We start from the raw sequence: 25,998 nt of genomic DNA, 5'->3' as shown, positions 1-25,998 counted from the left end.
TGGTGTAGACTTCCCCGTTCCCCCTGAAGACCCGGAGTCGCCATGCTGCCTCACCTGATCGTGTCCGACCTCGACGGTACCCTGCTGGGTGCCAACCATGACCTGGCCGAGCTGACCGTCGAGACCCTGCGTCGACTGGCCGCCGATGGCCACCGTATCGCCCTGGCCTCGGGCCGCCATCATCGCGACATGATCGGCTTTCGCGATCGCCTGGGGGTGGACGCCCATATCATCTCCAGCAACGGCGCCTGGACGTTGGACCCGAGCGACCGCTGCGTGCGGTCGGCACACCTCGCCCCGGAGCTGGTCGAGGCGCTGATCCAGCTGCCGCGTCATCCCGACGTACGCCTCAACATGTACCGCGACGAGGCCTGGGTGATCGATGATCACGCCCCGGGTCTGTTGTCGCTGCACGAGGCCACCGGCTTCGGCTACCGGGTGGAGGGACCGGGAGAGATGGACGTCCAGGGGGTCGGCAAGGTGCTCTATATCGGTGACCCCAGTCTGCTCGCCGACATCGAAGCCGGCGCCCGGGAGGCGGCAGGCGAGGCGCTTCACATCACCTACTCGATGAGTCATTCGCTGGAGATCATGGCCGCCGGGGTCAACAAGGGCACCGCCGTCTCGGCACTGCTTGACGACCTCGGCATCCCCGCCACCCGTTGCCTGGCCTTCGGCGACAACCTCAATGATCTGGAGATGCTGGCGCTGGCCGGCGAGGCCCAGGTGATGGCCAACGCCCATCCCAGGCTGGCCGAGGACCTGCCCGAGGCCCGCGTGATCGGTCACCACGCCGAGGCAGCGGTGGCCCAGCACCTGCGGCAGCGGTTTGGACTGGACGGCTGACGGGGCGGCCGAGGCAAAGGCAGCGCGCTACACTGAGGCCACACTTGGGGCAGTGGTGGGGCGGCGGGCTAGGGCTTGTCTGAAAAGTGCCTGCGCTCGGTAATACGGCGTTAAAAATCGGCTGGTGCGCCAGCCCGGTCAAAATGCTCATTTACACCCCGTAAACTGCGCTTTCTCACCGATTTTTGCCTTGTCTAACCTTCGCTCGTCGACTTTTCGGACAGCGCCTAGCGCCGTCATACCGAGGTCTTGCATCCCCTGTAACAGGAGGCAGTGATGAACGGATTTGACCCGATGTTTCTCGATCGCCATGTGCGCGACACCATGGCGTTCTATCATCCGCGGGCGATCGATCCGCACGGCGGGTTCTTCCAGTATTTTCGTGACGATGGCCACATCGTCGACGCAGGACATCGGCATCTGGTCTCCAGTACGCGTTTCGTGGTGACCTACGCTCGCTTTGCTCGCCAGACCGGCAATCCCGAGTATCTGCACTGGGCCCGCCATGGTCTGGCCTATCTCGAAAAGGCCCACTTCCAGACGCGCCATCAGGGCTACGCCTGGACCCTGCGCGATGGAAAGGTCGAAGACCCCACCCATCACTGTTACGGCCTGGCCTTCGTGTTGCTGGCCTACGCCGAGGCCTATCGCGCCGGCATCGATGAAGCCTACGAGGGTATCGGTCGGGTACACGCCATGCTCGACAAGCGCTTCTGGGAACCCCAGTGGCAGCGCTTCGCCGATGAGGCTGATGAGCACTGGAATCTCAGCGACTATCGCGGCCAGAACGCCAACATGCATGGCTGTGAGGCGCTGATCGCCGCCTTCGAGGCCACCGGCGAGACCCCTTATCTGGACCAGGCCATGGCCATCGCCCGCGCGATCACCAAGGCCAGCGATGACCATCCCCAGGGCTGGATCTGGGAGCACTACAACCGCCAGTGGCAGCGCGACTTCGACTACAACCGCGATGATCCCAAGCACCTGTTCCGTCCCTGGGGCTATCAGGTGGGCCACCAGACCGAATGGGCCAAGCTGCTGGTGCTGCTGGCACGCTATCGCGATGATGCCTGGTTGATTCCCACCGCCGAGCGGTTGTTCTCGAGCGCCTGCGAAGCGGGCTGGGACAGGACCCATGGCGGCCTGGTCTATGGCCTGGATCTCGACGGGCAGGTATGTGACGGCGACAAGTACTTCTGGGTCCAGGCGGAGAGCTTCGCCGCGGCCGCCGTGCTCTGGGAGGTCACCGGCAAGGCCAGCTATCGACGCTGGTACCAGCGGCTGTGGGACTACAGTTGGCAGCACATGATCGACCACCATCATGGCGCCTGGGTGCGTATCCTGACGCCGGACAATCGTCGTTACGACAACCTGAAGAGCCCTGCCGGCAAGGTCGACTACCACACCATGGGCGCCTGTCAGGAAGTCATGGAAGTGCTCGAGCGGCTGGATCGTTAGGCATCTGTCTTCGGCGCCGGCCGATGCCATGCTACGGCCGGCGCTCCTCACCATCCTGGGCCGTCAGGCGTCCTTCTTCGGTGCCTCCATGCGCCTGAGCTGGCGCCACAGATCGCGGCGCAGGTCCGCCACTCGGGGGCGCTCGTCAGGGTCGAAGGCCAGCGGGCGCACTAGACGCTGGGTGCGCAGTCCCAGACGTGCCCCCAGCAGCCCCACGCCGAGGCCCTGGGCGGCGCGGGTGGACAGCCGCCCGGCCAGGTCCAGCGACAGCATCTGCATGCTGGCGTCGGCGGCAAGCTCGGTGGCGCCGGCGAAGGCCATCTGATAGAGCACGCTGCGCAGCAGGCGTACCCGGGCGGCGTAGCCCAGCTCCAATCCGTAGAGTCGGCACAGGCGATCGATCATCGCCAGGTGGCGCCAGGCCACCAGCGCCATGTCGACCAAGGTTAGCGGGCTGACCGCCACCATCACGGCGGTTTCTCCGCTCATGCGCGAGATCAGCCGGCGCGCCTCTCGGTCACGGGGGGCGAGCAGATGGTGGGCCACCAGCGCCTGCAGGTCACGGCCGTCATGGTGGTCTTCACGGGCGGCCTCGAAGGCCAGCCAATGGGGATCGTCGTCGCCGAGGGCCAGCTGATGCTTGAGCCGTCTGACCATGGACAGTGCGTCCCTGGGGGAGCGCGACGGTAATTCGGCCAGGGATTCACGCAACTGGTCGTGGCGCTTGAGGCGCCTGAGGCGAAACAGCTCCCGACTCAGGGCGAGCCCGCCAAGGCCGATGGTGGCAAGTCCCAGCAGTTGCCAGCCGGTGGCGATCAGGTCACCGCTGGCCAGGGTAGCGGGGACCCCGGTCACCAGTTCGGCGCCGCCCAGTCCCACCGCCGCTCCCAGTACTGCGATCAGGCCCCAGCGGCGCTTGCGTGGGCGTCCCAGAGAGCCCTCGAGGTCGACCTTGGTATCGGTTTCCGGCGCCTCGGCTGGGGTTAGCGCTCGGCTATCCAGGTGATCGTCGAAGCGCAGGCCCGGACGCGGGTCACTGAAGGTGGTGTTGTCGACGCCGGCAGCGGAGGGCGCATCGTCGTCATCGGCGAAGCGTACCGCAGGGCGCGGGTCGTCACGGCTATCTCGAGTCATGCGAGCTTGTCTCCAATCAGCCAGTCCAGCGCCAGGTCCATGCGAATATGGGGCAGCGCACCGGTGGTCGAGGGCTGAGGGCGGAAGGCGGTGAAATCGAACCCCTGGCGATCCCAGAAGGCTGGGTCAGGCAGGCGGCTGGGCACCTCGCCGGGGAAGGCCAGCAAGGGCTCGCCTTCCAGGGTGACGCCCTTGAGCGCAGGGGATTTCCTGCCCTGGTGGGTGACCTCGCGGGCCTCGGTGGCGCGAATGGCCGCCAGCGACATGGCCTTGACCGGAATATTGGCGTACTTGAGGTTCTTCAGTGGTTCGGCCAGCAGCGCCTCGAGCAGCCCGACCAGGCGGGCATGCTGTTCCGGGGTCACGTGGTCGGCCTTGGTGGCGGCGATGGCGAGGCGGTCGATGCGTGGCGTGAACAGCCGCGAGAACAGGCTGCGCTGGCCGTAGTTGAAGCTCTGCATCAGACGATGGAGCGCCTTGGACAGATCCTCGAAGCGTTCCGGCCCGGCGTTCAGTGCTCCCAGCACGTCCACCAGCACGATCTGGCGGTCGAAGCGCCGGAAGTGCTCGCGGTAGAACGGCTTGACGATATGTTGCTGGTAGTAGCTGAAACGCCGGGCCAGGGTACGGTAGACGCTGGTCTCGGGCAGCCTTTCGAGGTCGTCGGACGATGCCTGCTCCAGCCCCGGCAGGGGGAAGAACTGCAGCACCGGGGCGCCGGACAGCTCCCCCGGCAGCAGAAAACGGCCGGGCTGAAGGTCGGAGAAGCCGGCCTCCCTGGCGGCGCGCAGGCCTTCGGCGTAGCGCTCGCTGATCTCCGCCAGGCGGGCCTCGTCGGCCTCGTCGTCGAGCCGAAGTTCACGCACCGCGCTTTCCCAGTCGGCCAGCATGGCGCGCCTTGCTGGCCCCGCCGCGTCCCACTGGGCGAGGCTCCAGCTCAGGAAGTCGTGGTCCAGCAGCGGCAGGTCGAGCAGCCACTCGCCAGGATAGTCGAACAGGTCCAGGGTCAACTCGGCGGTATCGGGTCGCAACCACTGCTGGCGACCGGGGCGATAGCGAATCTTCAGGCGTAACTCGCTGATGCCACGGGTGGGCTGGGGCCACTCGGGAGGCGTGCTCTCGAGGCTGGCGCGGGCTCGGTCGAAGGGAAACCTGGGGACCGCGAGATCCTGCTGGGAAACCCGCTGTGCGCCCAGCAGGCGCCCCTCGCGGCTGGCCGAGAGCAGGTCGAGCCGCGCCTCGAGCCCGGCGTGACGCAACTGGTCCACCAGGGAGGTCAAGAATGCCGTCTTGCCGGCCCGAGATAGCCCGGTCACCGCCAGACGCAACTGGCGGTCTCGGCCGCGCTCGATCAGGTCCATCAGATCACGGGTCAGGTCCGTTGGCATTGCCACTCCGTCGGTGAAAGTTATTCCTTAATCTGGGGGCGACCGGCGTCAAAGGCAAGACGCTGCGCCGCGATCAGTATCAGCGGCAGGGCAGCCATCGGCAACAGCCACAGATTGAGCGTCTGCCAGCCAAGCCACTGGATCAGCGGGCCGGCCGCCAGGGCGGTGATCGCCGCAGTGGAAAACACCAGGAACTCATTGGCGGCCTGAACACGGGCCTTTTCTGCGGGCAGGTGACACTCGGTCAGAAGGCCAGTGGCCGGCAGAAAGGTAAAGTTCCAGCCCAGTCCCAGCAGGATCAAAGTGACATTGAAGCCCGCCAGGCTGGAGGGTGCCAGGGCGCTGAGGGCACTGGCGCAAAGCAGCACACAACCCAGCGCGATCATGCGTGTCGTGCCGAACCGCTGGGTCAGTTGGCCGGTGAAGAACGAGGGCGCGAACATCGCCAGCACATGCCACTGAATCGTCATCGAGACGTGGTGAAAGGCGTGGCCATCGGAGGCCATGGCCAGGGGGGTAGCGGTCATGGCCAGGTTCATCACGCCGTAGCCGATCATGGCGGCGAGTACCGCAAGCCAAAGCTTGGGCTGTGCCAGCAGCTCCCCGAGCGGACGTCTCTTGCCATGACGGGTGCTCGGGTCCAGCGGGGGCAAAGGTACCACCAGCAACAGGGCCAGGGCGATGAGGTAGAGCGCTCCCAGGCCGATGAAGCTTCCGAGAAAGGGCGTCGTGACGGCGTCCTGACTGATACGTGCAAGCCAGGGGCCGAAGAAGGCGGCCAGCACACCACCGCCCATGACCAGACCGATGGCCCTGTCCCTGGCGCCGCTCGGGGCCAGCTCGATCGCCGCGAAGCGATAGAGCTGACCGAAGCCGATGCCCACGCCGATTGCCATGGTCGCCACGGTGAAGGCGGCGAAGTGATTGGCCAGCAACGCCAGGTAGGCGGCTACCGTGCCGGCGAAGCCGATCAGGTTGCCGATCACGAAGCCTCGCTTGCGCCCCAATCGGCCCATGATCAAGGAGGCCGGCAGGGTGGCGAGCATCAACCCCAGCCACTGAGTCGCCACCGGCAGGGTGGACAGCCAGGGCGAGGGCGCCAGGCTCTGGCCGATCAGCGGCGAGACGGCGATCAACAGAATGTTGCCGCTCACCAGCAGCGCCTGACACAGCGACAGCAGAAGCACACCGCCGGGGAGGCGGGATGAAGTCACAGGGGGCATGGCGGAGTCTCCGGTAACGAAGGTCGTGGATAAAAAAGACTGAGGCGGTGACTCAGCGATGGTTCGCTGAATCGGCGCCGAAGCGCGCGTGGTAGATCGACGGCGAAACGCCATAGTGGCGATGGAACTGGCGTCTCAATTGTTCGCTGGTGCCCAGACGCCAGCGTGAAGCGAGGCGTTCCAGCGAGGTTTCTCCACGCACCAGCTCGCGCCGAGCCGCCTCCAGGCGCAGTCCGGTGAGATACTCGCCGGGACTGGTGTCCAGGTGGTGGCGAAACAGCCGGGTCAGGTGGCGTGGGGTGATCTTCAGGCTGTCGGCCATGCTCTCCAGGTCGAAGGCGCCGCCGGGGTCGGCGTGCAGTCGATCGATCAAGGGGCGCAGGCGGGGGCCGCAACGATGCTGGCGAGACAGCAGTTCGCTGAACTGGGACTGGCCGCCGGGGCGATGGAGGAACATCACCAGTTCGCGGGCCACCGCTGCGGCGGCTTCTGCGCCCAGATCACTCTCGACCAGCGACAGTGCCAGGTCGATGCCGGCGGTGACCCCGGCGCTGGTGTAGCGCCCGCCGTCATGGACGTAGAGCGCATCGGCCTGGACCCTTACCTGCGGAAAGTTGTCGGCAAGCCGTCGACAGTGGCGCCAGTGGGTGGTGGCGCTGCGTCCGTCAAGCAGGCCCGCATCGGCCAGCAGGAAGGCGCCGGTGCAGACGGCGCCCAGGCGCCCGAGGTGCGGCGCCACCCGCGTCAGTCGTTCGCGCCAGCGCTGTTGCTGGCACTGGACGAAGACGCCGTGGCCCCCGGCGATGAGCAGGGTGGTCAGGTCGCGGCCGTTGCCGCCAGCATCGGGGGCCTCGTCGAGTTCGCTCTCCCACCCTTCCCAGTCAAGATCCGGCAGCAGTCGCAGACCGCCGTTGGTGACCAGTTCGCTCGCACTTCGGCCGATCAGACGTAGCCGGTAGGCAGGCTTGCCCAGCACGTCGTTGGCGCTGGCGAAGACCTGCCAGGGGCCGCTGACGTCGAGCATCTGACAGTCGGGGTAGGCCAGCAGGGCGACGTCTCGAGTCGTGGTCACGATGGGGGCTCCAGAGAAGGGGGGACGCACCTGACAACGGCGCGACAGCGAGTCTCTGGAGTCTGGAGGAGGTCAGGAATGTCGGCAAGGACCATTATCCCACCGATATGGACATATGGTGTCCACAACGACGACGCCCCGCCTTGACAGGGCGGGGCGTCGTCATTGCGGGGCGTGGTGGCCGTCAGCCGGCAAAGGCCAGGTAGATGGCGATGACCAGGATCACCAGCACGATGCCCGCCGGCACGGCACCCTTCCAGGGCGTCAGGTCGACGGCGCCGACGTCTTCCTGCTTCCAGGCCTCGGCGCGCGGGCGCAGCTTGCCGATCACCAGCATCAATGCCACCAGCAGCACGAACACCAGGGCGACGAAGTGGAACTCGTGCATGATCACCGGCAGCTTGTTGAAGGGCGGGATGAAGTAGCCACAGAAGATGGCCAGACAGCCACCCACCAGAGCGATCTTGGCCGCCATGGGGGGCACCCGACGAGTCAGCAGGCCGACCACCACCACCGCCAGGATGGGGATGAAGTAGATGGCGTTCATCTTCTGCAGGTAACCGAACAGGCTTTCCTGACCGGCCAGCAGTGGCGCGATGATCATCGCGGAGATGGCCATGATCCAGCCGAACACCTGGCTCGACTTGACCACCTGGGCCTCGGTGGCGTCCTTCTTCAGGACCGCCTTGTAGAGGCCCAGACTGAACAGGGTGGTGGTGGAGTTCAGCGCCGAGTTGAAGGAAGACAGGATGGCGCCGACCATCACCGCGGCGAAGAAGCCGGTGAGTGGCGCCGGCAGCACGTTGAACACCAGGTGGCCGTAGGCCGCGTCAGCCTTGACGCCCTGATCGGCGTACAGGTGGTAGGCGATGATGCCCGGCAGGACCAGGTACAGGGGCCCCAGCAGCTTGAAGAAGCCGGTCAGCAGCACGCCCTTCTGGCCCTCGGCCAGGTTCTTGGCGGCGAAGGTCCGCTGGATGATCTGCTGGTTGGTGGTCCAGTAGAAGACGTTGATCAGGAAGACGCCGGTGAACAGGGTGAAGAAGGGGACGCTCTGCTCGCTGCCACCGATGGAGTTCATCTTGTCGGGGTTGGATTCCTTGAGGATCTCCCAGCCGGCGAGCACACCGCCGCTGTCGCTGACCGCCTGAAGGCCGAAGTAGACGATCACGAAGCCACCGATCAGCAGGCCGACGCCATTGAGGGTATCCGACACGGCAACGGTGCGCAGGCCCCCGAACAGGGCATAGATGGAGCCGATGATGCCGACGATCCACACCGTCAGCCACAGCAGGGTGGTGCTGGATTCGATACCGGTGAGCCCGGACAGGTCGAGCATGCCCTGCAGGCCGATGGCGCCGGAGTAGAGGATGATCGGCAGCAGTACCACCGCGTAGGCGATCAGAAAGATCACGTTGGTGATCAGTTGGGTGCCCTTGTCGAAGCGAATCTCGAGCAACTGGGGCAGGGTGGCGATGCCGCTTTTCAGAAAGCGCGGCAGGAAGAACAACGCCAGCGCCACCAGAGCCATGACCGCCACCACCTCCCAGGCCATCACGCTGAGGCCATCGGTGAAGGCGGAGCCGTTGAGGCCGACCATCTGCTCGGTGGACAGGTTGGTCATCAACAGCGAGCCGGCGATCAGCGGGAAGGTCAGGCTGCGCCCCGCCAGGAAGAAGCCGCTGGTGCTTGAATGGTCGTCACGGCGTGTGATGCGCCAGGTGATGAAGGCGACCAGTCCTGTAAAGAACAGGAAGGACGCGAAGGTGAGTAGGGGCATGGTGTCATCCTTGCGGTCGTTGTCCGGTGCGGCGTGGTCGTGAGCCACCTCCCAAAGGGGGCATGGCGATTACCGCACTTGGGTCGATGTCCGTGCCGAGCGCCAGCTGGCAGGCCAGTGGCGCCGACACCCAGGAAGTATCTTTGCAGCGCTTGCGTCATCCTGCCCGCTGCAGTGCATCTTTTGGCGCTGAAGCAGCGCGGGTTCGCGCAGTGTCGCATTGACGTCAAGTCGGTGGAAATTCCGAAAGTCTTCGTCTTTTTCCAGAAAGACGTCGAGCTTAAAGGATTAAGTTAACCGACGGTTGCGTATTCCAACTACGTGATCGCAAGTCTAATCGGCTCTCCGTGGCGAGCCATACGTCTTTTGTCGCAGCGGGTCAGTTTGGTGGAGCTGCTGAAATCGGCACAGGCTCGATGATGCCGAACAGTTGCAGCAGTGTCGGCGTTGCCGCGATGATAAAGCCGCACAGGGCCAGTGCACGACCGGGCCATCGGCGCTGCGGGTGGCGTGCCAGGTGAAGGCCGAGCAGGCAGACCAGCAAGCCCGTGAGATGAAACACCACGGCGAGCGATCGAAGCAGTTCAAACGAGGTCATGGGCTGTCCCTGGGCATCCTGTGGCAGAGGGGCGACGTGGCGGAATCCGCGAGCGAAAGGGCGCGGCCGCCTGGGTCACAAGCGAGCGAAGGGGAGTCTGCCATGACCGACAGGGTGGTGCGAGCCGACGAAGTGATCGAGTTCTGGTTTCAGACGCTGACACCAAAACAGTGGTTTGCCAAGGATGATGCGCTGGATGGCCGTATCCGCGATGACTTCGGTGCGACCCTGGCGGCGGCGGCCGCCGGCGAGACCTGGCAGTGGCGTACCTCGGCCCGCGGGCGGCTGGCGGAAATCCTGGTGCTCGATCAGTTCTCTCGCAACATCTACCGCGGCGAGCCACGAGCCTTCGCCTGTGACGGTCAGGCCCTGGTACTGGCCCAAGAGGCGGTGTCCCAGCGCGCAGATCGGGTGCTCGATCCTCCCTGGCGAGCCTTCCTGTACATGCCCTATATGCACAGCGAGTCGTTGCGTGTGCACGACGAGGCGCTGCGCCTGTTCGACCAACCGGGACTCGAGCACAACCTGCACCACGAGCATCGCCACCGCGAGGTGCTGGTGCGTTTTGGTCGCTATCCTCAGCGCAATGAGGCGCTGGGACGAGCGTCCACCGCCGAGGAACTGGCCTTTCTTGCCCTGCCCGGCAACCGATTCTAGACGCGACGAAGGGCCTGTCATCGGCGCTGACCCAGCGTCACCGGACGGTATTCGTGCTGTCGCGTCTCACATTACGTGACATATCCCTACTTTCGTATGCATTGATGTAATGGTATAGCTGTGAACGGTGAAGATCGTCCCCGGGCGATCGACGCGGCACCTCGCGCCCTGGTCAAGGGATTTGGTCGAAGGAGCGAGGGTGAATGATTCGCAAGTTTCCATTCAGTGACGAAAGGAGAACGCAATGAGCTTTATCGCGTGGTTGATCATCGGTGGTCTGGCGGGCTGGATCGCGGGCAACATCATGCGTGGCGGCGGCTTCGGCCTGCTCGGCAACATCGGCGTCGGCGTGGTGGGTGCTCTGATTGGCGGCCTGCTGTTCAGCCTGGTGGGGCTGTCCAGCGGCGGCTTTATCGGTTCACTGGTCACTGCGGTGGTGGGTGCCGTGGTGCTGCTGTGGGGTGTGGGCAAGCTACGCGGTTAGCGCGCTCTGATCAGCGACCGAATGGCGGCGACTCGCCGTCATCGCAAGGGGCCCGGTGCACTGCACCGGGCCCTTGTCGTAGCTGGCCCTGCCAGGGGCCTGATGCACCGCTCAGCCGGCGCGCTGGGCCGGGTCCGGCAGGGTCGGGAAGCGCGGCGGATGCGCCTCGAGAAAGGCGTGGCAGGCGCGCAGTACCCGGGCGTCGTCGAACTTGCCGCCGGCCAGCTGGAAACCCACCGGCAGGCCACGGTCGGTGAAACCACAGGGCACCGAGGCGGCCGGCTGCTGGCTCAGGTTGAAGGGGTAGGAGAACGGCGCCCACTCCTCCCAGTCGCGCATCTGGCTACCCGGCGGCACCTGGTGGTTGATCTCGAAGGGGCTGATCGGCACAGAGGGCGTCATCAGCAGGTGGTAGTCCTGGTTGAACTGCTCAAGACGCATGGTCAGCTCGGCTCGGGCCGCCTGGGCGCGAAACAGCTCCACGGCCTTCCACTCTTCTGCGCGCAGGGCGTTCTCGTAGAGGCCGGGATCCAGCTTGGCGCGTTCGCTGTCGCTGAGCTGCGAGACCATCTCCAGCGAGGCGGTGAACCACAGCCGCTGAAAGATCCATAGCGGCGAGGGCAGCTCTGGATCCACCTCGCAGATCTCCGCGCCCAGATCGCGCATGCGATCCGCCGCTTCTCTGACCCGTGTGGCGACCTGAGGGTCCACCTCGGCGAAGCCCAGATCGGTGGAAAAGGCGATGCGCAGTCCCTCGAGCCCCTTGCCGATATCCTGGCCCCAGTCCTCCGGCTGGCCCCGGGTGGCGTAGGGATCGACATAGTCGTAGCGGCCAATGACATTGAGCATCGCCACGGCGTCGTCGACGCTGCGGGCGATGGGCCCGATATGGGACAGCGTCGGTTCTTCCGCCGGCGGCCACTGGGGCGTCCAGCCGAAGGTCGGCTTGAAGCCGAACACCCCGCAGAAGGCGGCAGGAATGCGGATCGAGCCGCCGGAGTCGCCGCCCTGGTGCAACACCCCCATGTTGAGGGCCGCTGCGGCGGCAGCACCGCCGGACGAGCCTCCCGCGGTCAGGCGGGTATCCCAGGGGTTGCAGGTGGCGCCGAACACCCGATTGTCGGTGACCGCCTTCCAGCCGTCTTCCGGGGTGTTGGTCTTGCCCAGCAGGATGGCGCCGGCCTCTCTCAGGCGTTTCGCCGGTGGCGCGTCGGCATCGCAGGGCTCGCTTGAACCCAGCAGCGAGCCGTTGGACGTCGGCATGCCGGCCACGTTGGTCAGATCCTTGAGCGAGACCGGAACACCGTCGATCGGACTCAGCGGCTTGCCCTGGCCCCAGCGACGTGCCGACGCCTTGGCCGCCTTTTCGGCACCCTCGGCGTCGACGTAGGTGTAGGCATTGACGGCGTCGTTGAAGCGCTCGATGCGCGCAAGCGCCGCCCGTGTAGCTTCCAGGGGGGAGGCGTCGCCGCTGCGATAGTGCTCCGTCAGCGCGGCAACGCCCAGAATGCCCAGTTCGTCCTCTTGCATGGTCGGGTCCCTCGCGTCCATGGATGGACCCTTACCCTAGCTTGATTCGGCATAGTGTTGCCAACCCCCACAAACGACGACGCCACCGGCGGGACCGGTGGCGTCATCGGCTGACGGCTCAGGCCGTCAAGGCTTCACGATCAGGCGGTGGCGGCGGCTTCGCTGCCGACCAGGGCCTTGAGGTTCTGCTCGACGATGTCCAGGCCTTCCTCGAGTACCTTGTCCTCGATGGTGACCGGCATCAAGAAGCGGATGGTGTTGCCGAACATGCCGCAGGACAGCAGGATCAGGCCCTGCTCCCGGGCACGCTTGCACAGGGCGGCGGCGAGATCCGGAGCCGGCTGACCGTCCTTGCCGTTGAGTTCGAAGGCGGCCATGGAACCCAGGTTGCGCGGGTGGACCACGGCGTCGAAGTCGCTCGCCCACTGGGCAAAACGCTTGGCCAGCTTGTCGCCCAGCGCCTGGCTCTTGGCCAGGATGTCCTCTTCCTCGAACACTTCCATCACCGCCAGGGTCGCGGCGCAGGACACCGGGCTGCCGGAATAGGTGCCGCCCAGCGAGTTGCCGCCAGAGGCGTCCATGTGCTCGGCGGTGCCGACCACGGCGGAGATCGGCATGCCGGCGGCCATGCTCTTGGCCATGGTCATCAGGTCTGGCTTCACGCCGCTGTGTTCGATGGCGAACATCTTGCCGGTACGACCGAAGCCGCTCTGGACCTCGTCGACGATCATCAGGATGCGGTGTTCGTCACAGATCTCGCGGATCTTCTCGAGGAAGCTCTGCGGCGCGGGGTAGAAGCCGCCTTCACCCAGTACCGGCTCGAGCACGATGGCGGCGGTATCCTTGGGGTTGGCGTCGGTCTTCAGCACCATCTTGAGGCGACGCACCGCCTCTTCCTCGCTGATGCCGTGCTCGGCCACCGGGTAGCCGGCGCGGAACACACAACCCGGCATGGTGCCGAAGTCGCTGGCGTAGGGGGCAACCTTGCCGTTCATCGCCATGGTCATGAAGGTACGGCCGTGGTAGCCGCCGTCGAAGCAGATGACGTTGTTGCGACCGGTGGCGGCGCGGGCGATCTTGACCGCGTTTTCCAGCGCCTCGGCGCCGGAGTTGGCCAGCATCACCTTGGCCTCACCGCGCACCGGGGTGATCGCAGCAAGCTTTTCGGCGACCTTCACGTATCCCTCGTAGGGCATCACGGTCTGGCAGGTGTGCATCACCTTGTCGAGCTGGTCCTTGACCGCCTGCACCACCTTGGGGTGGCAGTGACCGATGTTGAGCACGCCGATACCGCCGGCGAAGTCGATGAAGCGGTTGCCATCGGCATCCCACAGTTCAGCGTTCTTGGCGCGATCGGCGAAGGCGGTGGCGGGGCTGGCCGCGCCCTTGGCGACGTACTTGTCCTTGAGTTCGTTCAGCTGAGCGTTATTCATGTCGTGACTCCTTTGAGGGCACTGAATGTATAGGGTAGACGCTAGGTCCGGGACACGCAGGGCGTGCCCCGGGGAGACGGGGCTGGCCCTTAGAGGCCGCCGACACAGGCGTACTTCAGCTCTGTGTACTCATCGAGGCCATGGCGTGAACCTTCGCGACCGAGACCCGATTCCTTGACGCCGCCGAAGGGGGCGAGCTCGGTAGAGAGGATGCCCTCATTGATGGCGACCATGCCGTACTCGAGTTGTTCCATGGTGCGCCAGATACGGTGATAGTCGGTGGCATAGAAGTAGGCGGCCAGACCGAATTCGGTGTCGTTGGCCATGGCGATGGCTTCGTTGTCGCTGGAGAAGCGGAACACCGGGGCCAGCGGCCCGAAGGTCTCTTCCCGGGCGACACGCATGTCGGTGGTCACGTCGGCCAGCACCGTGGGCTGGAAGAAGGTGCCCTCCAGGGCCTCACCGCCGGCGACCAGGCGGGCACCGTTGTCGAGGGCGTCAGCGATGTGCGACTGCACCTTGTCCACCGCTGCCGAGTTGATCAGGGGACCCTGAACCACACCGTCCTCGAGGCCGTTGCCGACCTTCAGCTCGCCCACGCGCTTGGCCAGCTTCTCGACAAAGGCATCGTAGACGCCGTCCTGAACCAGGAAGCGGTTGGTGCATACGCAGGTCTGGCCGGAGTTGCGGTACTTGGAGGCGATGGCACCCTCGACGGCGGCGTCCAGGTCGGCGTCATCGAAGACGATAAAGGGCGCGTTGCCGCCAAGCTCCATGGAGGCCTTCTTCACGGTGTCGGCGCACTGGGCCAGCAGGATCTTGCCCACCGGGGTGGAGCCGGTGAAGGACACCTTGCGTACTCGGGCATCGCCGGTCAGTACCGGGCCGACTTCGCGCGGGGAGCTCGAGGTCACCACGTTGAGCACGCCGGCGGGGATGCCCACGTCTTCAGCGAGCTTGGCCAGCGCCAGGGCGGTCAGCGGGGTGGCCTCGGCCGGCTTGACCACCACGGTGCAGCCGGCGGCCATGGCCGGGGCGCACTTGCGGGTGATCATCGCCAGCGGGAAGTTCCAGGGGGTGATGGCGGCGACCACACCGACCGGCTCGCGGAACACCAGGATACGCTTGTCGGGTCCGTGGCCCGGCAGGGTCTCGCCAGCCACACGCTTGGCTTCCTCGGCGTAGAACTCGACGAAGGCAGCACCGTAGGCGACCTCGCCACGGGACTCGGCCAGCGGCTTGCCCTGTTCACGGGTCATCAGTTCGGCCAGGGCTTCCTGGTGGTCCATGATGCTGTTGAACCAGGCGCGCAGCAGGGCCGAGCGCTCCTTGGCGGTCTTGCGCTTCCAGCCGGCCCAGGCCGCATCGGCGGCACCGATGGCTTCGCGGACTTCCTCGGCGTTCAAGTCCGGCACCTCGGCCAGGGTCTCGCCGGTGGCGGGATTGGTGACGCTGAAGTGGCGATCGGCGTCACGCCACTGGCCGCCGATGTACGCCTTGTCGATGATCAGGTCCTGAACGTGGGACATGCGGGAGCTCCGGAAAGGGTCAGAGAAGAGGGGTGTTATGTCATGATTGACGAGTGTGCATTATTTGAAACATCTCGCCAAGGGCTGTGATCGGAATTTTTTACGCCCGTTCGAAGAATGCATCGATGAGGCTTGCCGGGCCCTCGAGGCCCAGGTCTGGAAGATCTATTGGCAACAATCGCCATCGGCGTGGCGAACAGTTTCCGGTACACTGTGTCGCCGACTTCTAGCTGCCCGAAGCGATGGTCCTTGGCGCCTTGTGTCAGGCCGGACCGGGCTGGCCTGACTCCGTGTTTCTGCGAGGTGAGACTTGGTTGATCCGCTCAATGCCTGGTGGGCTCAGCAACTGGTGCTGTGCGACTGGGCCTTTATGCCTGACCCCTTGATGCTGCCTGAAGAGGCGGCACGTGAGCGATTGGCCGCCCTCGAGATCCCCGACCGGGGCGAACTGGGGTGGCGCCTGCTCGAGCTCAATGCGTCGAACACGCTGCCTGCCTCCCACCTGCTGGGAGCGCTTGAGCTGGTGGCCCTGGCAGGGGCGTCGGGATGGATGTCGGCCGAGGTGAGTCGTGGCTGGGCAGCACGCCTGTGCAGCGACATCCACCATCGTCACGCAAGCCTGGATGAATGGCTGGAGGCACTCTGCGCCTCCCGCAGCGGCGAAGGCTGGCTTCGCGGCGATGAGGGCTTGCTCGATACCTGCCGGGCGCTGTCGAAGCTGGAAGGCGAGGGCGCCGGAATCACCTGGCCGTTGCTCGGCACTGCGCTGAGTCGCGAGCCTGCCGCCGCCCTCTGGCCTGACAGCCCGGAAGATCGCGTCTGGCGACTGCGGGCGGCCTTCTCGCCGGTACTGATGACGCCGGCCAGCATGGATGACTGGGACGGGGTCGAGGCCTGGCTGGGGGAAGTCTGGCAGATTCATGGCGCCGAGGATCTCAAGCGCGCCTTGCTGTGGCTGACCAGTCAGGGGGATCGCCAGGGCTGGGATATCGACGCCGCGCGGTTGATGGCGGTCAGTGCCGGCGAACGCCAGGCCTGGTGTGAGGGGCTGGCGCCTCAGGAGCGCCCATACGGCCGCCTGCTGTGCCGCTACGTGGACCAGGGGGAGCCGCTGGAGTGGGCCGCCTGGGACTGGCTGAGGGCGGTGGATCTGGCCTGGGCCGGCAGCTGCATTGGCTGGCTGACACCCCAGGAAGCGTCGCTGCTGGCGCACCACGCAGGCGATCTGGTCCAGCGTCGTTACAGTGACTGGAGCGCCCTGGCGCGCTCCTATCAGCGCGGCCGTGGTCTGTTCGAAGGTCAGGACAGGCTGCCGACCCTGGCAGCCGACTGGCAGTTGCTGATGGGCTCGCCGGTGAGCCCTTGGCATGGCTCGTTGCAGGAGTTGCTCGACCAGGAGCAGGTCGAGGCATCACGCCAGGCGGCCAGGCAGTGGCGCGCCTCGCCTCGCCACTGGGTGCTGGCGCTGGCCTCGGTGCGTGAACCCGAGCTGGCGGCACGTCAGGGGCCGATTCCGCCGCTGCCCCAGGCGCGTCGTGACGAGGCGCGCAAGTACCTGGCGGAGACCCTCGATCTGCACCCCGACGAGGGCGCCCGCTCACTGGTGCGCTACTGGCTGCCGGCCCAGGCCCATCATCTCAATCAGCTGGCGGCTGACGCGGCGCATCGAGCGCTGCCTTCGGCCAGAACCCCCTTTGGTGATGCGCCCCAGGCGGATCTGGCAGGTCGTGATGGCCTGGCCAGGGCGACCCGCCATTCGGCGACCATCCATATGGCCGAGAAGTATGCCTTCTACTTGCTGATGAGCATGGACAGTGAGCAGTTCGACGAGGACAGCCTGACCGATATGGCGGCGTCCCTGCGCGATGTGCTGTGTCGGTTCTACAGCACCCCCAAGCGCCTGCTCGAGGCCTGGGCGACCTGGGATGCGCTGTTGCCGGAACCGGATCAGCCTTCCTTGACCTACGAGATTCGCTGGCACCTGGACGATCCGGGTAGCCTGTTCCACTGGCTCGAGTGGCGCAGCGGCGATTGGCGCGAGCCTGGCGAGCGTCCGAGCCTGATGCACTTTACCGCGCTGTCGCTGGTGGGACCCTTGAACACCGCCGCCTGGAGCCTGCCGCAGCCGGAAAGCGACCGGGAAGGGGCTTCGATCCTGGAGTGGATCGATGGACACTACGGCCTGCACTCCGCCACCGAGCTGATCGATTTCGTGCGCTTTCTGCTGGACGCCGGTGATCGCCAGGAATATCAGATCAACTACGCGCCCTACACCCTCAACAGCGCGCGCCTGAATTCCGAGATTGCGACCCTGGAGTCCGGTGAGTGCAACGAGGAAGAGCGCAATCACCTGGAGCGCCTGCTGCGGGTACGTGACAACGCCGACCAGTGCAATGACGTCGACATGTGCGCCTGGGACCTGGCCCAGGCGGTCGACCTGGCGATCGCCGGTCGCCAGCTGGGCTGGCTGGCTCAGCAGGACTTCCTGGCACTGCTCGAGCGTGCGCACCAGTTGGCGTCGGAGCACTACGCCGGTTGGCAGGAGTATGCCCGGGGTCTCTATGCAGGATTTTCGTTCTTCATGGGGGAAACCCCGGAGCGCGAAGCGTTTCTGGCCAGCTTCCGCCAGGCGCTGGTGGCCTGGCTGTCGGGCGCTCCGCCCCTCGCCGGCACCTGGGCCAGCCTGGATTTCCCGGGTGCGCGCCCCCGCCATTGGGCACCGCTTCACATCGATACCTTGCCGGGAGATGGACGAACCCTGCACTGATCGTCGCGAAACAGCAGAAAAAAACGCCAAAAAATTGTCCTGATCTATCGTCAGATCGGATAATTTTGGCTAGTATCGTGTTGATCTTTCGTCAGGCCTCCCATCAAGAAGGAGGCCGAATTGTCAAACTTGCAGCTGAGGGGCGTTATGGTAGTGACACGAGTGCGTCACTTCCACAGCGGCTCTTGGGCGCCGGCAGGCCGTCAGCCAGCCGGTTCAGGGAATGAGGTGTGTGTCGCATGAGCGTCGCCCAGACAAGCCGCGTGACAGCGGCGATGGTGTTGCTTGGCCTGCTGTCAGGCTGTGCGGCATCGAACTACCAGAATACTGCCGATAACGACTACTTTTCCCGTGATATGCCGAGCCTGGCCGAACGCGCCGCCTCGCGCATGTCCCCGCTGGAGGACCCAGCGGCAGGGGGAAGCTTCCTTGAAGATCCCGCCGCTGCCATCCGCGAGGCGCTGATGGCGGAGCACGATCGCTGGGCGGGTACGCCCTATCGTTTCGGCGGCACCGGCATGAGCGGCATCGACTGCTCGGCGCTGGTGCAGAACATCTTCAGCGATGCCTTCCAGGTGCAGCTGCCGCGCACCACCGGCAGCCAGGTGCATACCGGCGAACCGATCACGCGTGATCAGCTGTCTCCCGGCGATCTGGTGTTCTTTCGTCCTCCGGGCAACCGCCACGTCGGCATCTACGTCGGCCAGGGGCGCTTTCTGCACGCCTCATCGTCGCGCGGTGTGATGATCTCCAAGCTGGATAACAGCTACTGGCGCCGCTACTACTGGCAGGCGCGTCGACCGCTGGAACCCACCCGGTTGAGCATGCGCCAGTTCGCCTACAGCCCGGCGGGCATGGGCGGCTGAAGCGTCCTCGGCGCCATCGACGTCGCCACAACAACGGGGCGAGCCTTTCACTGGGCTCGCCCCGTTTGCGTTGGGTAGCATTGGTGCTTGGCTGGCGAGGCCTCGGCCAGTCCTTGGCGAGCCTTCGGCGCCTCCAGGGCTACAACGAGTCGCGTTGCGACAGGGCGTAGTCGATAAAGGCGCGCTCGGCGCGTGACAGGTAGCCCTGGGGCTGCCAGGCCAGCGACAGGGTCAGCCAGGCGGCGGGGTCAAAGGGCACCGCCGACAGGTCATCTTCCTCGATCACCCGGCGCAGAAAGGTGGTGATGCCAAAGCCCTGGCGGACGATGGCCTTGGTCAGCGGGATCAGATTCGACTGGAACGTCAGGCGGGGCTGGATATCCAGCCGTCGGGCCATGGCGTCGACAAACTCGCGGTGAAAATAGCCGTCCTGAAACAGCACCAGCGGCTCGCTCAGAAAGGCTTCCGGGGTCACGCTGTGGCGTGCCGTGAAGGGGTGGTCCCGGGGCGTGCATACCACCATCTCCGCGCGCAGCAGGGCCTCGGTTTCCAGTTCGCAGGCACTGCCATCCTCGACCACGATTCCCAGGTCCAGCTCGCGTGCCTTGATCATTGCCTGCAGTCGGCGGGCGCCCGCCTCGATCACCGTCATGCGTATGCCAGGGTGGCGTGCGGCAAAGCCCATCAGCAGCGGCGGCAGATAGTAGGAACCCAGCATCGAGGGGATGCCGATGCGCACTTCGCCCTTTACCAGGCCGTTGAGTTCCTTCAGCGCCAGTTCGGTGGCACTGGCGTCGGCGAGCAGCCGTCGGGCATGTTCCAGCAGCACCTCACCTTCTGGTGTCAGTCGAACACGCCGATCATGGCGCTCGAACAGACGAGTGTCGAGGCGTCGCTCGAGGCCCGCGATGGTCTGGCTGACGGCGGACTGGGCGATGTGACGGGCGCGGGCGGCGGCGCTGAAGCCGCCGTGGTCCACCACCGCGACAAACAGCGACAGCGAGCGCAGGTCAAAGGGTAGCGACATAAGGGAATGTGATGGATAGCATCATTTTCTTCTGTTGGTGTGATGGTAGTGAAGCATGGAAGATGGACGAGGCCAACCGGAGACCGCCATGATTCACGCCAATACCCCTGCCTGGCGCAGGGCGACCCTCGCCCTGTGTCTGGGCTCGATGCTGGTGTTCATCAACCTCTACGCCCCCCAGCCATTGCTGCCGCTGCTGCGCGATATCCATGAGGCTTCGACCCTGAAGGTGGGCCTGGTGATGTCGCTTGCCACCCTTACCCTGGCGCTCTCGTTGCTGGTCTACGGGCCCTTGTCCGACGCCATCGGGCGGGGCGGTATCATGCGTGCGAGCCTGTCGGTGGCAGCTCTCGCGACACTGTTGGCGGCATTTGCGCCTGGGCTCGACTGGCTGCTGGTCGCGCGCGTGCTGCAGGGGGTCGCCCTGGGAGGGCTGCCGGCGGTGGCGATCGCCTGGATGGGCGACGAGTTCTCGCCGGAGGCGATGAGTCGAGCCGTGGGGCTCTATATCGCGGCCAATACCCTGGGCGGTATCGGTGGTCGCGTGCTGGGAGGCGTCATCGGTGAATGGTATGGCGTCCAGGCGAGCTTCGTGGCGGTTGGCGGTTTGACCCTGGTAGGCGTGGCGGTGTTCTGGTGGCTGCTGCCGGCGGCCAGCTCCTTTGCCCCTCAACCCTTTCGAGTGGGGCACGCCTGCCGCCAGATGCGTGGCCACCTGGCCAACCCATGGCTGCTGTCGGCCTATCTGATCGGTGGTCTCAACTTCCTGGTGTTCATCAACCAGTACAGCTACATGACCTTTCGTCTGGCCGAGGCACCCTTTGCTCTCGGGCCCCGCTGGCTGGGCCTGCTGTTTCTGACCTACCTGGGCGGTACTCTGGGCTCGACGTTATCTGCCAGGGTCGTCGCCAGAGCGGGAGCGCCCGCCACCATGGGGGTGGGCGTTGTCATCATGATGCTGGCGCTGGGTGTGTCCCTGATACCGATGCTCGCCGTCATCATTGCCGCCTTGACCCTCAGCGCCTTCGGCTTCTTTCTGTGCCACGCCACCGCTTCGGGCTGGGTCGGTCGCCAGGCCCGCGAAGGACGAGGCGGCGCATCGGCGCTCTATCTGGTGTTCTACTACCTGGGGGCGAGTCTCGGGCCGCTGTGGCTCGAGCCGTTCTGGCTGTGGCGGGGCTGGCCTGGGGTGGTGGCGGCCAGCTGGCTGGTGCTGGCGACCACGGGCTGGCTGTCCTGGCGGCTAGGAAAGCGGCTGCAGCGTGCACAACACCAGCGCGTCGTCGAGCGTCGACTCGAACACGTATGAGTACGCTACAGCGACGCTGTTGCTGATAGGTTGCAGATGCGTTGCAGAGACCGATCGACCTTGGCTCGCACCAGGGTCGATCGGTGTGTCATGACGTTGCTGTCAGCGCCGCGCCGTCAGGATGCTGCGGACGAGGCAGGCACGTCGTGGGGCATGGCTTCGTCTCCCCAGATTTCCTCGAGTCGATCAGGACGGCCGCAGGCGTTCTTGTAGAAGGTGTAGCGCACCTTGTTCTTCTGGTAGTAGTTCTGGTGATAGTCCTCGGCCGGATAGAAGGTGCCGGGATCTTCGATGGTGGTCTCGATCGGCTGGTCGAAGCGCTCGGCGATGTCCGCCTTGCTGGCCTCGGCCAGTTCGCGCTGTTCATCGTTGAGTGGCAGCAGGGCGGAGCGATAGGAATCACCTTCATCGCAGAACTGACGGTTGGCGACGAAGGGATCGATATTGCGCCAGAAGACGTAGAGCAGATCCTGGTAGCTCACCGTGTCGCTGTCGAAGGTGACTTCCACCACTTCGGCGTGTCCGGTGCCCCCCGCGCTGACGGTTTCGTAGGTGGGATTGTCGGTGTTGCCCGCCGCATAGCCAGAGACGGTCGCCTCGACGCCATCGATCTTGTCGAAGGCGTCCTCGACACACCAGAAGCAGCCTCCGGCGAAGATGGCCTTTTCTTCGGCGGCGAGGGCGGGGGTCGTGGAAAGCACGGCACCAGTCAGCAGGCCGGCCAGCAGGAAGGTACGCTGATTGAAGGGATATCGCATTCGTAGGCTCCGTCAGGATGGCGTCATTGTAAGGTTCGAGTAGGGCAGTTCCCGGTTGGTTCAGTCATTGTGGCAGGCGCATCCTTACATGCGCTGTCGATAAGGGGATGATTTTTTGCATTTTCGGTCGTAAGGCTCGGTCGCCTGTGCGCGACTCAGGCAGACTGCTACTCTCGATTGCATCCCGATAGCCGGCCGCACAGCTCCTGGTAAGGTCATCGTCTCGTCGCAAGACGGACGCAGGACAACGGGCGCTGCTGCTGGCCACGGCTACCTATCGATCATCGACCCGATCATCGACACCAGTTGACCTAGAAGGAGACGCGGGTGACCCGTAACAAATGGATCTTGCTGGCACTGATTGCCGTCGCCGTGGTGGCGTTCTTTGTCACCGGCGCCAACGAGGCCTTTACGCTGGACGCGATCAAGGCCCAGCAGGCGCAATTTCAACAGTGGTTCCACGAGGACCCCTGGACCGTGGCCGGTGGCTTCTTCGCGGTCTATATCCTGATGGCGGCGCTGTCGCTGCCTGGGGCGGGGTTGCTGACGCTGCTGGCGGGGGCCTTGTTCGGCTTCTGGATCGGTCTGGTGCTGGTGTCCTTCGCCAGTTCGCTGGGCGCGACCCTGGCTGCGGTGATCGCCCGGACCCTGCTGCGTGAGACGCTGGAGACGCGTTTTTCGCGCCAGCTGGCGCGAATCAACGGCGGCATCGAGCGCGAAGGCGCCTTCTACCTGTTCACGCTGCGGCTGATTCCGATCTTCCCCTTCTTCGTGATCAACCTGGTGGTCGGCCTGACCCGCATGCGTCTGTCCACCTTCTATTGGGTCAGCCAGCTCGGCATGCTGCCGGGTACCATGGTGTTCGTGAATGCTGGCCGGGAACTGGGTGAACTCGAGTCGCTGGCGGGCATCCTGTCGCCAGGGCTGATCCTGTCCTTTGTGTTGATCGGCTTGTTTCCCTGGATCGCCAAGGCGGTGGTGGCGGTGCTCAAGCGTCGCCGGCTCGCCGCCGAATACCAGCGCCCGTCGCGTTTTGACCGGGATATCGTCGTGATCGGTGCGGGCTCGGCGGGCCTGGTCGCCAGTTATATCGCCGCGGCGGTGAAGGCCAAGGTGACCCTGGTGGAGCGCCACCGCATGGGCGGCGACTGCCTCAATACCGGCTGTGTGCCGTCCAAGGCATTGATTCGCGCCGCTCGCGCCGCCGAGGACATTCGTCGGGCGCCGTCCTATGGTGTCAGCGCCGGTGAGCCAAGCGTCGACTTCGCCGCTGTGATGGGCCACGTCCATGGCGCCATCGCCGAGGTCGAGCCCCATGATAGTCCGGAACGTTATCGGGGCCTGGGCGTCGATGTGGTCGAAGGAGAAGCCAGGCTGCTCGATCCCTGGCGGGTGCAGGTTGGCGATCAGGTGCTGTCCACCCGCCACGTGATCATCGCCAGCGGTGCCCGCCCCAGAGTCCCGCCGTTGCCGGGGATCAAGGATATCGAGGTGCTGACCTCCGACAACCTGTGGGAGCTAAAGGCATTGCCGAAGCGCCTGGTGGTGCTTGGTGGTGGTCCGATCGGCAGTGAACTGGGCCAGAGCTTCGCCCGGCTGGGTAGCCAGGTCACCCTGGTGGAGATGGGCCCGCAACTCTTGCCACGCGAAGACGAGGACGTCGCCAGGGAGGCGGCTCAGGGGCTCGAGGCCAGCGGCGTGACGCTGTGCCTGTCGACCCGGGCGCTCAAGGTGGTGGCCGGTGACGGTGATCTTCATCGACTCGAGATCGAGGTCAACGAGGCAGGCGAGACACGTATCGAGCAACTGGAGTTCGATCAGTTGCTGGTGGCGGTGGGTCGACAGGCCAACGTCGAGGGACTCGGGCTTGAAGAACTGGGCGTGGGCACTCGCGACAACGGCACCCTGGACGTGGATGGCGGGCTGCAGTCAGTGTTGCCCAATGTCTGGGCCTGTGGCGATGTGGTCGGGCCCTTCCAGCTGACCCATGCCAGCGCCCACCAGGCCTGGCACGCCACCGTCAATGCCTTGTTTGGCGAGTTCAAGCGCTTCAATGTGAGCTATCGGGCGCTGCCGGCGGTCACCTTCTGTGACCCGGAGGTGGCGCGCGTGGGGCTCAACGAGCGCGAAGCCAAGGAGCAAAAGGTGCCCTTCGAGGTCACCCGCTATTCCTTGTCCGAGCTCGACCGGGCCATCGCCGAGGGCGATACCACCGGATTCGTCAAGGTGCTGACCGTACCAGGCAAGGATCGCATTCTCGGTGCCACCATTGTCGGTGCTGGCGCTGGCGAGATGCTGGCGGAGTTCACCCTGGCAATGACCCGCGGTATCGGACTGAACAAGCTGTTGGGGACCATCCACCCGTACCCGACCCATTCGGAAGCCGTAAAGGCCGCCGCCGGGGTGTGGAAGAACGCGAACAAGCCCGAGCGGGTCCTGGGGTATCTGGAGCGTTACTTCAATTGGCGGCGAGGCGGGGGAGGCGACGCCGATTCCTCAAGCCAGCCGGTGACGGGAGACAGAGCCGGTGCGAGCCCCGAGCGACACGAAGCATCGTCGCTGTCCTCTGCCCAGTCCAACGACTGAGCGAACCGCCCAGGTAGTAGCCTGGACCTGAAGACACAAGCGGTGGGCCCTGGCCCGCCGCTTGTGCTTTCCTTCTACCGAACCGACGTTTTACTGCTGACGAGACTTTTATGCTGGATCGCTGGACCATGCCCAGAACCCAGGCGCCCCTGGCGCCTCTGGTCAAGATGCTGGAGCGCTGCAAGGTGACGCCTGATCAGGTGACTCTGGCGGGATTTCTTATCGGCTTGCTGGCACTGCCGCTGCTGGCCGTTCAGGCCTATGGATGGGCACTGGCGGCGATCCTCCTCAATCGACTCGCCGATGGCCTGGACGGGGCGCTGGCGCGCCGTCGGGGTACGCCCAGCGATGCCGGGGGATTTCTCGATATCGGGCTGGACTTCGTCTTCTACGCCGCGGTGGTGCTCGGCTTTGCCCTGGCCGACAGCGAGCGCAACGCCTTGCCGGCAGCGCTGCTGCTGTTTGCCTTTATCGGCACCGGGACGTCCTTTCTGGCCTTCGCCATCATGGCGGCGCGCCATGATCTCGAGCGCCCACGCTTCCAGCGCAAGGCCTTCTACTATCTGCACGGCCTGACCGAAGGTACCGAGACCGTGCTGGCGCTGGTGGCCTTTTGTCTGTGGCCGGCGCACTTTCCTGTGCTGGCAGGGCTGTTCGCCGCGGCCTGTCTGCTGACCACCGCCACTCGGCTATGGGGCGGCTATCATACCCTCAGGGCAATCGAGCGAGGCGCTGGCGTCGAGGACAGAAGCTGATCCCCGGTCGTGGCTCGCGAGGCGAGGGGCCTTTCATCAGACGTGATACTCAGACACGCGAAAGGGCAGCCTGGGCTGCCCTTTCTCTTGACCATGCCGGCTGTTGATCCTGCTGGCGCTTGATCCTGCTGGCACCTGATCTTGCCGGCACTTGATCATGCATGCTCGTGGTGCTTCCGACGAGCGTAGCGCTGATCAGTGCTCGTGGCCGCCTTCGCCGTGCACGTGGCCGTGCTCGATTTCTTCCTGGCTGGCTTCACGGACTTCGGCGATCTCGACGTCGAAGTTCAGGTTCTGGCCGGCCAGCGGGTGGTTGCCGTCGACGGTGACGGTGTCGCCTTCGACCTGGGTCACGGTGACCATCAGCGGACCGCCCTGGGTCTGCGCCTGGAACTGCATGCCCGGCTCGATGCTCTCGACACCCTGGAAGGCGTCACGCGGCACTTCCTGGACGAGCTGCTCCTGTACTTCGCCGTAACCTTCGGCGGGGGCAACCTTGGCGTTGACCTTGTCGCCGGCGGCCTTGCCTTCGAGTTCCTTTTCCAGACCCGGAATGATGTTGCCGGCGCCGTGGAGGTAGGTCAGCGGCTCGCGGCCTTCCGAGCTGTCCAGCACTTCACCTGCATCATTGGTCAGGGTGTAGTGGAACGCGACAACGGAATTTTGCGCAATTTGCATTGATGAACCTTTGGTGAGTGCGTGTGAGGACGCATGGTAACGCGTGGGTGCTGGGGCTGTCAGGGGCGTGGGACATTTTTCACCTTGTGTGGTCATATCCTGAACGGTATTCACGCGCGC

At 65.2% G+C, this 25,998-nt stretch carries 21 protein-coding genes; 9 read left to right on the top strand and 12 right to left on the bottom strand.

All coding sequences use genetic code 11. The features are described 5' to 3' along the window. Nucleotides 1–42 precede the first annotated feature (42 nt). The gene (locus NFH98_RS13985; RefSeq protein ID WP_222517168.1) at nt 43–846 is read left to right on the top strand and encodes a Cof-type HAD-IIB family hydrolase; all 804 of its coding nucleotides are present in this window, start codon (nt 43–45) and stop codon (nt 844–846) included. Between the two features lie 276 nt (nt 847–1,122). Then, on the top strand, nt 1,123–2,304 hold the full coding sequence (locus tag NFH98_RS13980) for an AGE family epimerase/isomerase (protein WP_348826832.1): 1,182 nt from the start codon (nt 1,123–1,125) through the stop codon (nt 2,302–2,304). Between the two features lie 63 nt (nt 2,305–2,367). Here NFH98_RS13980 and NFH98_RS13975 read toward each other — a convergent pair whose 3' ends face one another. From NFH98_RS13975 to NFH98_RS13950, 6 genes are all read right to left on the bottom strand, one after another. Next, nucleotides 2,368–3,438: a YcjF family protein gene (locus NFH98_RS13975; protein ID WP_348814580.1), complete on the bottom strand. Its 1,071-nt coding sequence runs from the start codon at nt 3,436–3,438 to the stop codon at nt 2,368–2,370. After that, nucleotides 3,435–4,826, bottom strand: coding sequence for a YcjX family GTP-binding protein (locus tag NFH98_RS13970; protein WP_045992935.1), 1,392 nt, complete (start codon nt 4,824–4,826; stop codon nt 3,435–3,437). Before NFH98_RS13970 ends, NFH98_RS13975 begins: the two co-directional genes overlap by 4 nt. A gap of 20 nt (nt 4,827–4,846) precedes the next feature. Next, entirely contained in the window at nt 4,847–6,049 is a 1,203-nt protein-coding gene (locus NFH98_RS13965; RefSeq protein WP_348826831.1) for an MFS transporter, read from the bottom strand. Nucleotides 6,050–6,101: 52 nt separating this feature from the next. Then, the gene (locus NFH98_RS13960) at nt 6,102–7,121 is read right to left on the bottom strand and encodes a GlxA family transcriptional regulator (protein ID WP_348826830.1); all 1,020 of its coding nucleotides are present in this window, start codon (nt 7,119–7,121) and stop codon (nt 6,102–6,104) included. A 184-nt stretch (nt 7,122–7,305) separates the two neighbouring features. Beyond that, on the bottom strand, nt 7,306–8,901 hold the full coding sequence (locus tag NFH98_RS13955; protein ID WP_045992933.1) for a solute:sodium symporter family transporter: 1,596 nt from the start codon (nt 8,899–8,901) through the stop codon (nt 7,306–7,308). 379 nt (nt 8,902–9,280) lie between these two features. Then, on the bottom strand, nt 9,281–9,499 hold the full coding sequence (locus NFH98_RS13950; RefSeq protein ID WP_045992932.1) for a hypothetical protein: 219 nt from the start codon (nt 9,497–9,499) through the stop codon (nt 9,281–9,283). 102 nt (nt 9,500–9,601) lie between these two features. Between NFH98_RS13950 and NFH98_RS13945 the strand changes: the two genes are divergently transcribed. Both NFH98_RS13945 and NFH98_RS13940 read left to right on the top strand, forming a co-directional pair. Beyond that, nucleotides 9,602–10,156, top strand: coding sequence for a DUF924 family protein (locus tag NFH98_RS13945; protein ID WP_348826829.1), 555 nt, complete (start codon nt 9,602–9,604; stop codon nt 10,154–10,156). A gap of 244 nt (nt 10,157–10,400) precedes the next feature. Beyond that, nucleotides 10,401–10,640 carry a GlsB/YeaQ/YmgE family stress response membrane protein gene (locus tag NFH98_RS13940; protein WP_045992930.1) on the top strand — a complete coding sequence of 80 codons (240 nt, stop codon included), beginning with the start codon at nt 10,401–10,403 and terminating at the stop codon, nt 10,638–10,640. Between the two features lie 111 nt (nt 10,641–10,751). Here the strand turns inward: NFH98_RS13940 and NFH98_RS13935 are convergent, their stop codons facing one another. The 3 genes from NFH98_RS13935 to NFH98_RS13925 form a co-directional block, all read right to left on the bottom strand. Then, nucleotides 10,752–12,170: an amidase gene (locus NFH98_RS13935; RefSeq protein WP_045992929.1), complete on the bottom strand. Its 1,419-nt coding sequence runs from the start codon at nt 12,168–12,170 to the stop codon at nt 10,752–10,754. 140 nt (nt 12,171–12,310) lie between these two features. Beyond that, nucleotides 12,311–13,603: a 4-aminobutyrate--2-oxoglutarate transaminase gene (gene gabT / locus NFH98_RS13930; protein ID WP_348826828.1), complete on the bottom strand. Its 1,293-nt coding sequence runs from the start codon at nt 13,601–13,603 to the stop codon at nt 12,311–12,313. A gap of 89 nt (nt 13,604–13,692) precedes the next feature. Then, nucleotides 13,693–15,132, bottom strand: a complete 1,440-nt coding sequence (locus NFH98_RS13925; RefSeq protein WP_349622879.1) for an NAD-dependent succinate-semialdehyde dehydrogenase — start codon at nt 15,130–15,132, stop codon at nt 13,693–13,695. A 310-nt stretch (nt 15,133–15,442) separates the two neighbouring features. On the opposite strand from NFH98_RS13925, the gene NFH98_RS13920 reads away from it, so the two are divergent. Then, nucleotides 15,443–17,899 carry a DUF1266 domain-containing protein gene (locus NFH98_RS13920; protein WP_348826826.1) on the top strand — a complete coding sequence of 819 codons (2,457 nt, stop codon included), beginning with the start codon at nt 15,443–15,445 and terminating at the stop codon, nt 17,897–17,899. A 239-nt stretch (nt 17,900–18,138) separates the two neighbouring features. Continuing rightward, entirely contained in the window at nt 18,139–18,765 is a 627-nt protein-coding gene (locus NFH98_RS13915; RefSeq protein ID WP_231498679.1) for a C40 family peptidase, read from the top strand. Between the two features lie 139 nt (nt 18,766–18,904). Here NFH98_RS13915 and NFH98_RS13910 read toward each other — a convergent pair whose 3' ends face one another. Further along, nucleotides 18,905–19,792: a LysR family transcriptional regulator gene (locus NFH98_RS13910; RefSeq protein ID WP_348826825.1), complete on the bottom strand. Its 888-nt coding sequence runs from the start codon at nt 19,790–19,792 to the stop codon at nt 18,905–18,907. An 88-nt stretch (nt 19,793–19,880) separates the two neighbouring features. Between NFH98_RS13910 and NFH98_RS13905 the strand changes: the two genes are divergently transcribed. Continuing rightward, entirely contained in the window at nt 19,881–21,101 is a 1,221-nt protein-coding gene (locus tag NFH98_RS13905; protein WP_348828141.1) for an MFS transporter, read from the top strand. A gap of 116 nt (nt 21,102–21,217) precedes the next feature. On the opposite strand, the gene msrA is transcribed toward NFH98_RS13905, so the two are convergent. Continuing rightward, nucleotides 21,218–21,859, bottom strand: a complete 642-nt coding sequence (msrA, locus tag NFH98_RS13900) for a peptide-methionine (S)-S-oxide reductase MsrA (protein ID WP_213228857.1) — start codon at nt 21,857–21,859, stop codon at nt 21,218–21,220. A gap of 327 nt (nt 21,860–22,186) precedes the next feature. On the opposite strand from msrA, the gene NFH98_RS13895 reads away from it, so the two are divergent. Continuing rightward, on the top strand, nt 22,187–24,445 hold the full coding sequence (locus NFH98_RS13895; protein ID WP_349622878.1) for a dihydrolipoyl dehydrogenase family protein: 2,259 nt from the start codon (nt 22,187–22,189) through the stop codon (nt 24,443–24,445). A 110-nt stretch (nt 24,446–24,555) separates the two neighbouring features. Then, complete coding sequence (locus tag NFH98_RS13890) at nt 24,556–25,200, top strand: CDP-alcohol phosphatidyltransferase family protein (protein WP_108133256.1); 645 nt, start codon at nt 24,556–24,558, stop codon at nt 25,198–25,200. Nucleotides 25,201–25,395: 195 nt separating this feature from the next. On the opposite strand, the gene NFH98_RS13885 is transcribed toward NFH98_RS13890, so the two are convergent. Further along, complete coding sequence (locus NFH98_RS13885; RefSeq protein ID WP_045992921.1) at nt 25,396–25,878, bottom strand: FKBP-type peptidyl-prolyl cis-trans isomerase; 483 nt, start codon at nt 25,876–25,878, stop codon at nt 25,396–25,398. Nucleotides 25,879–25,998: the final 120 nt, after the last annotated feature.

Source organism: Halomonas sp. H33-56, assembly GCF_040147035.1.
GTDB classification, from domain to species: Bacteria; Pseudomonadota; Gammaproteobacteria; order Pseudomonadales; family Halomonadaceae; genus Halomonas; species Halomonas litopenaei.
The sequence above is the reverse complement of the archived record's forward strand: the minus strand, read 5'-3'. Positions and strand labels throughout refer to the sequence as shown.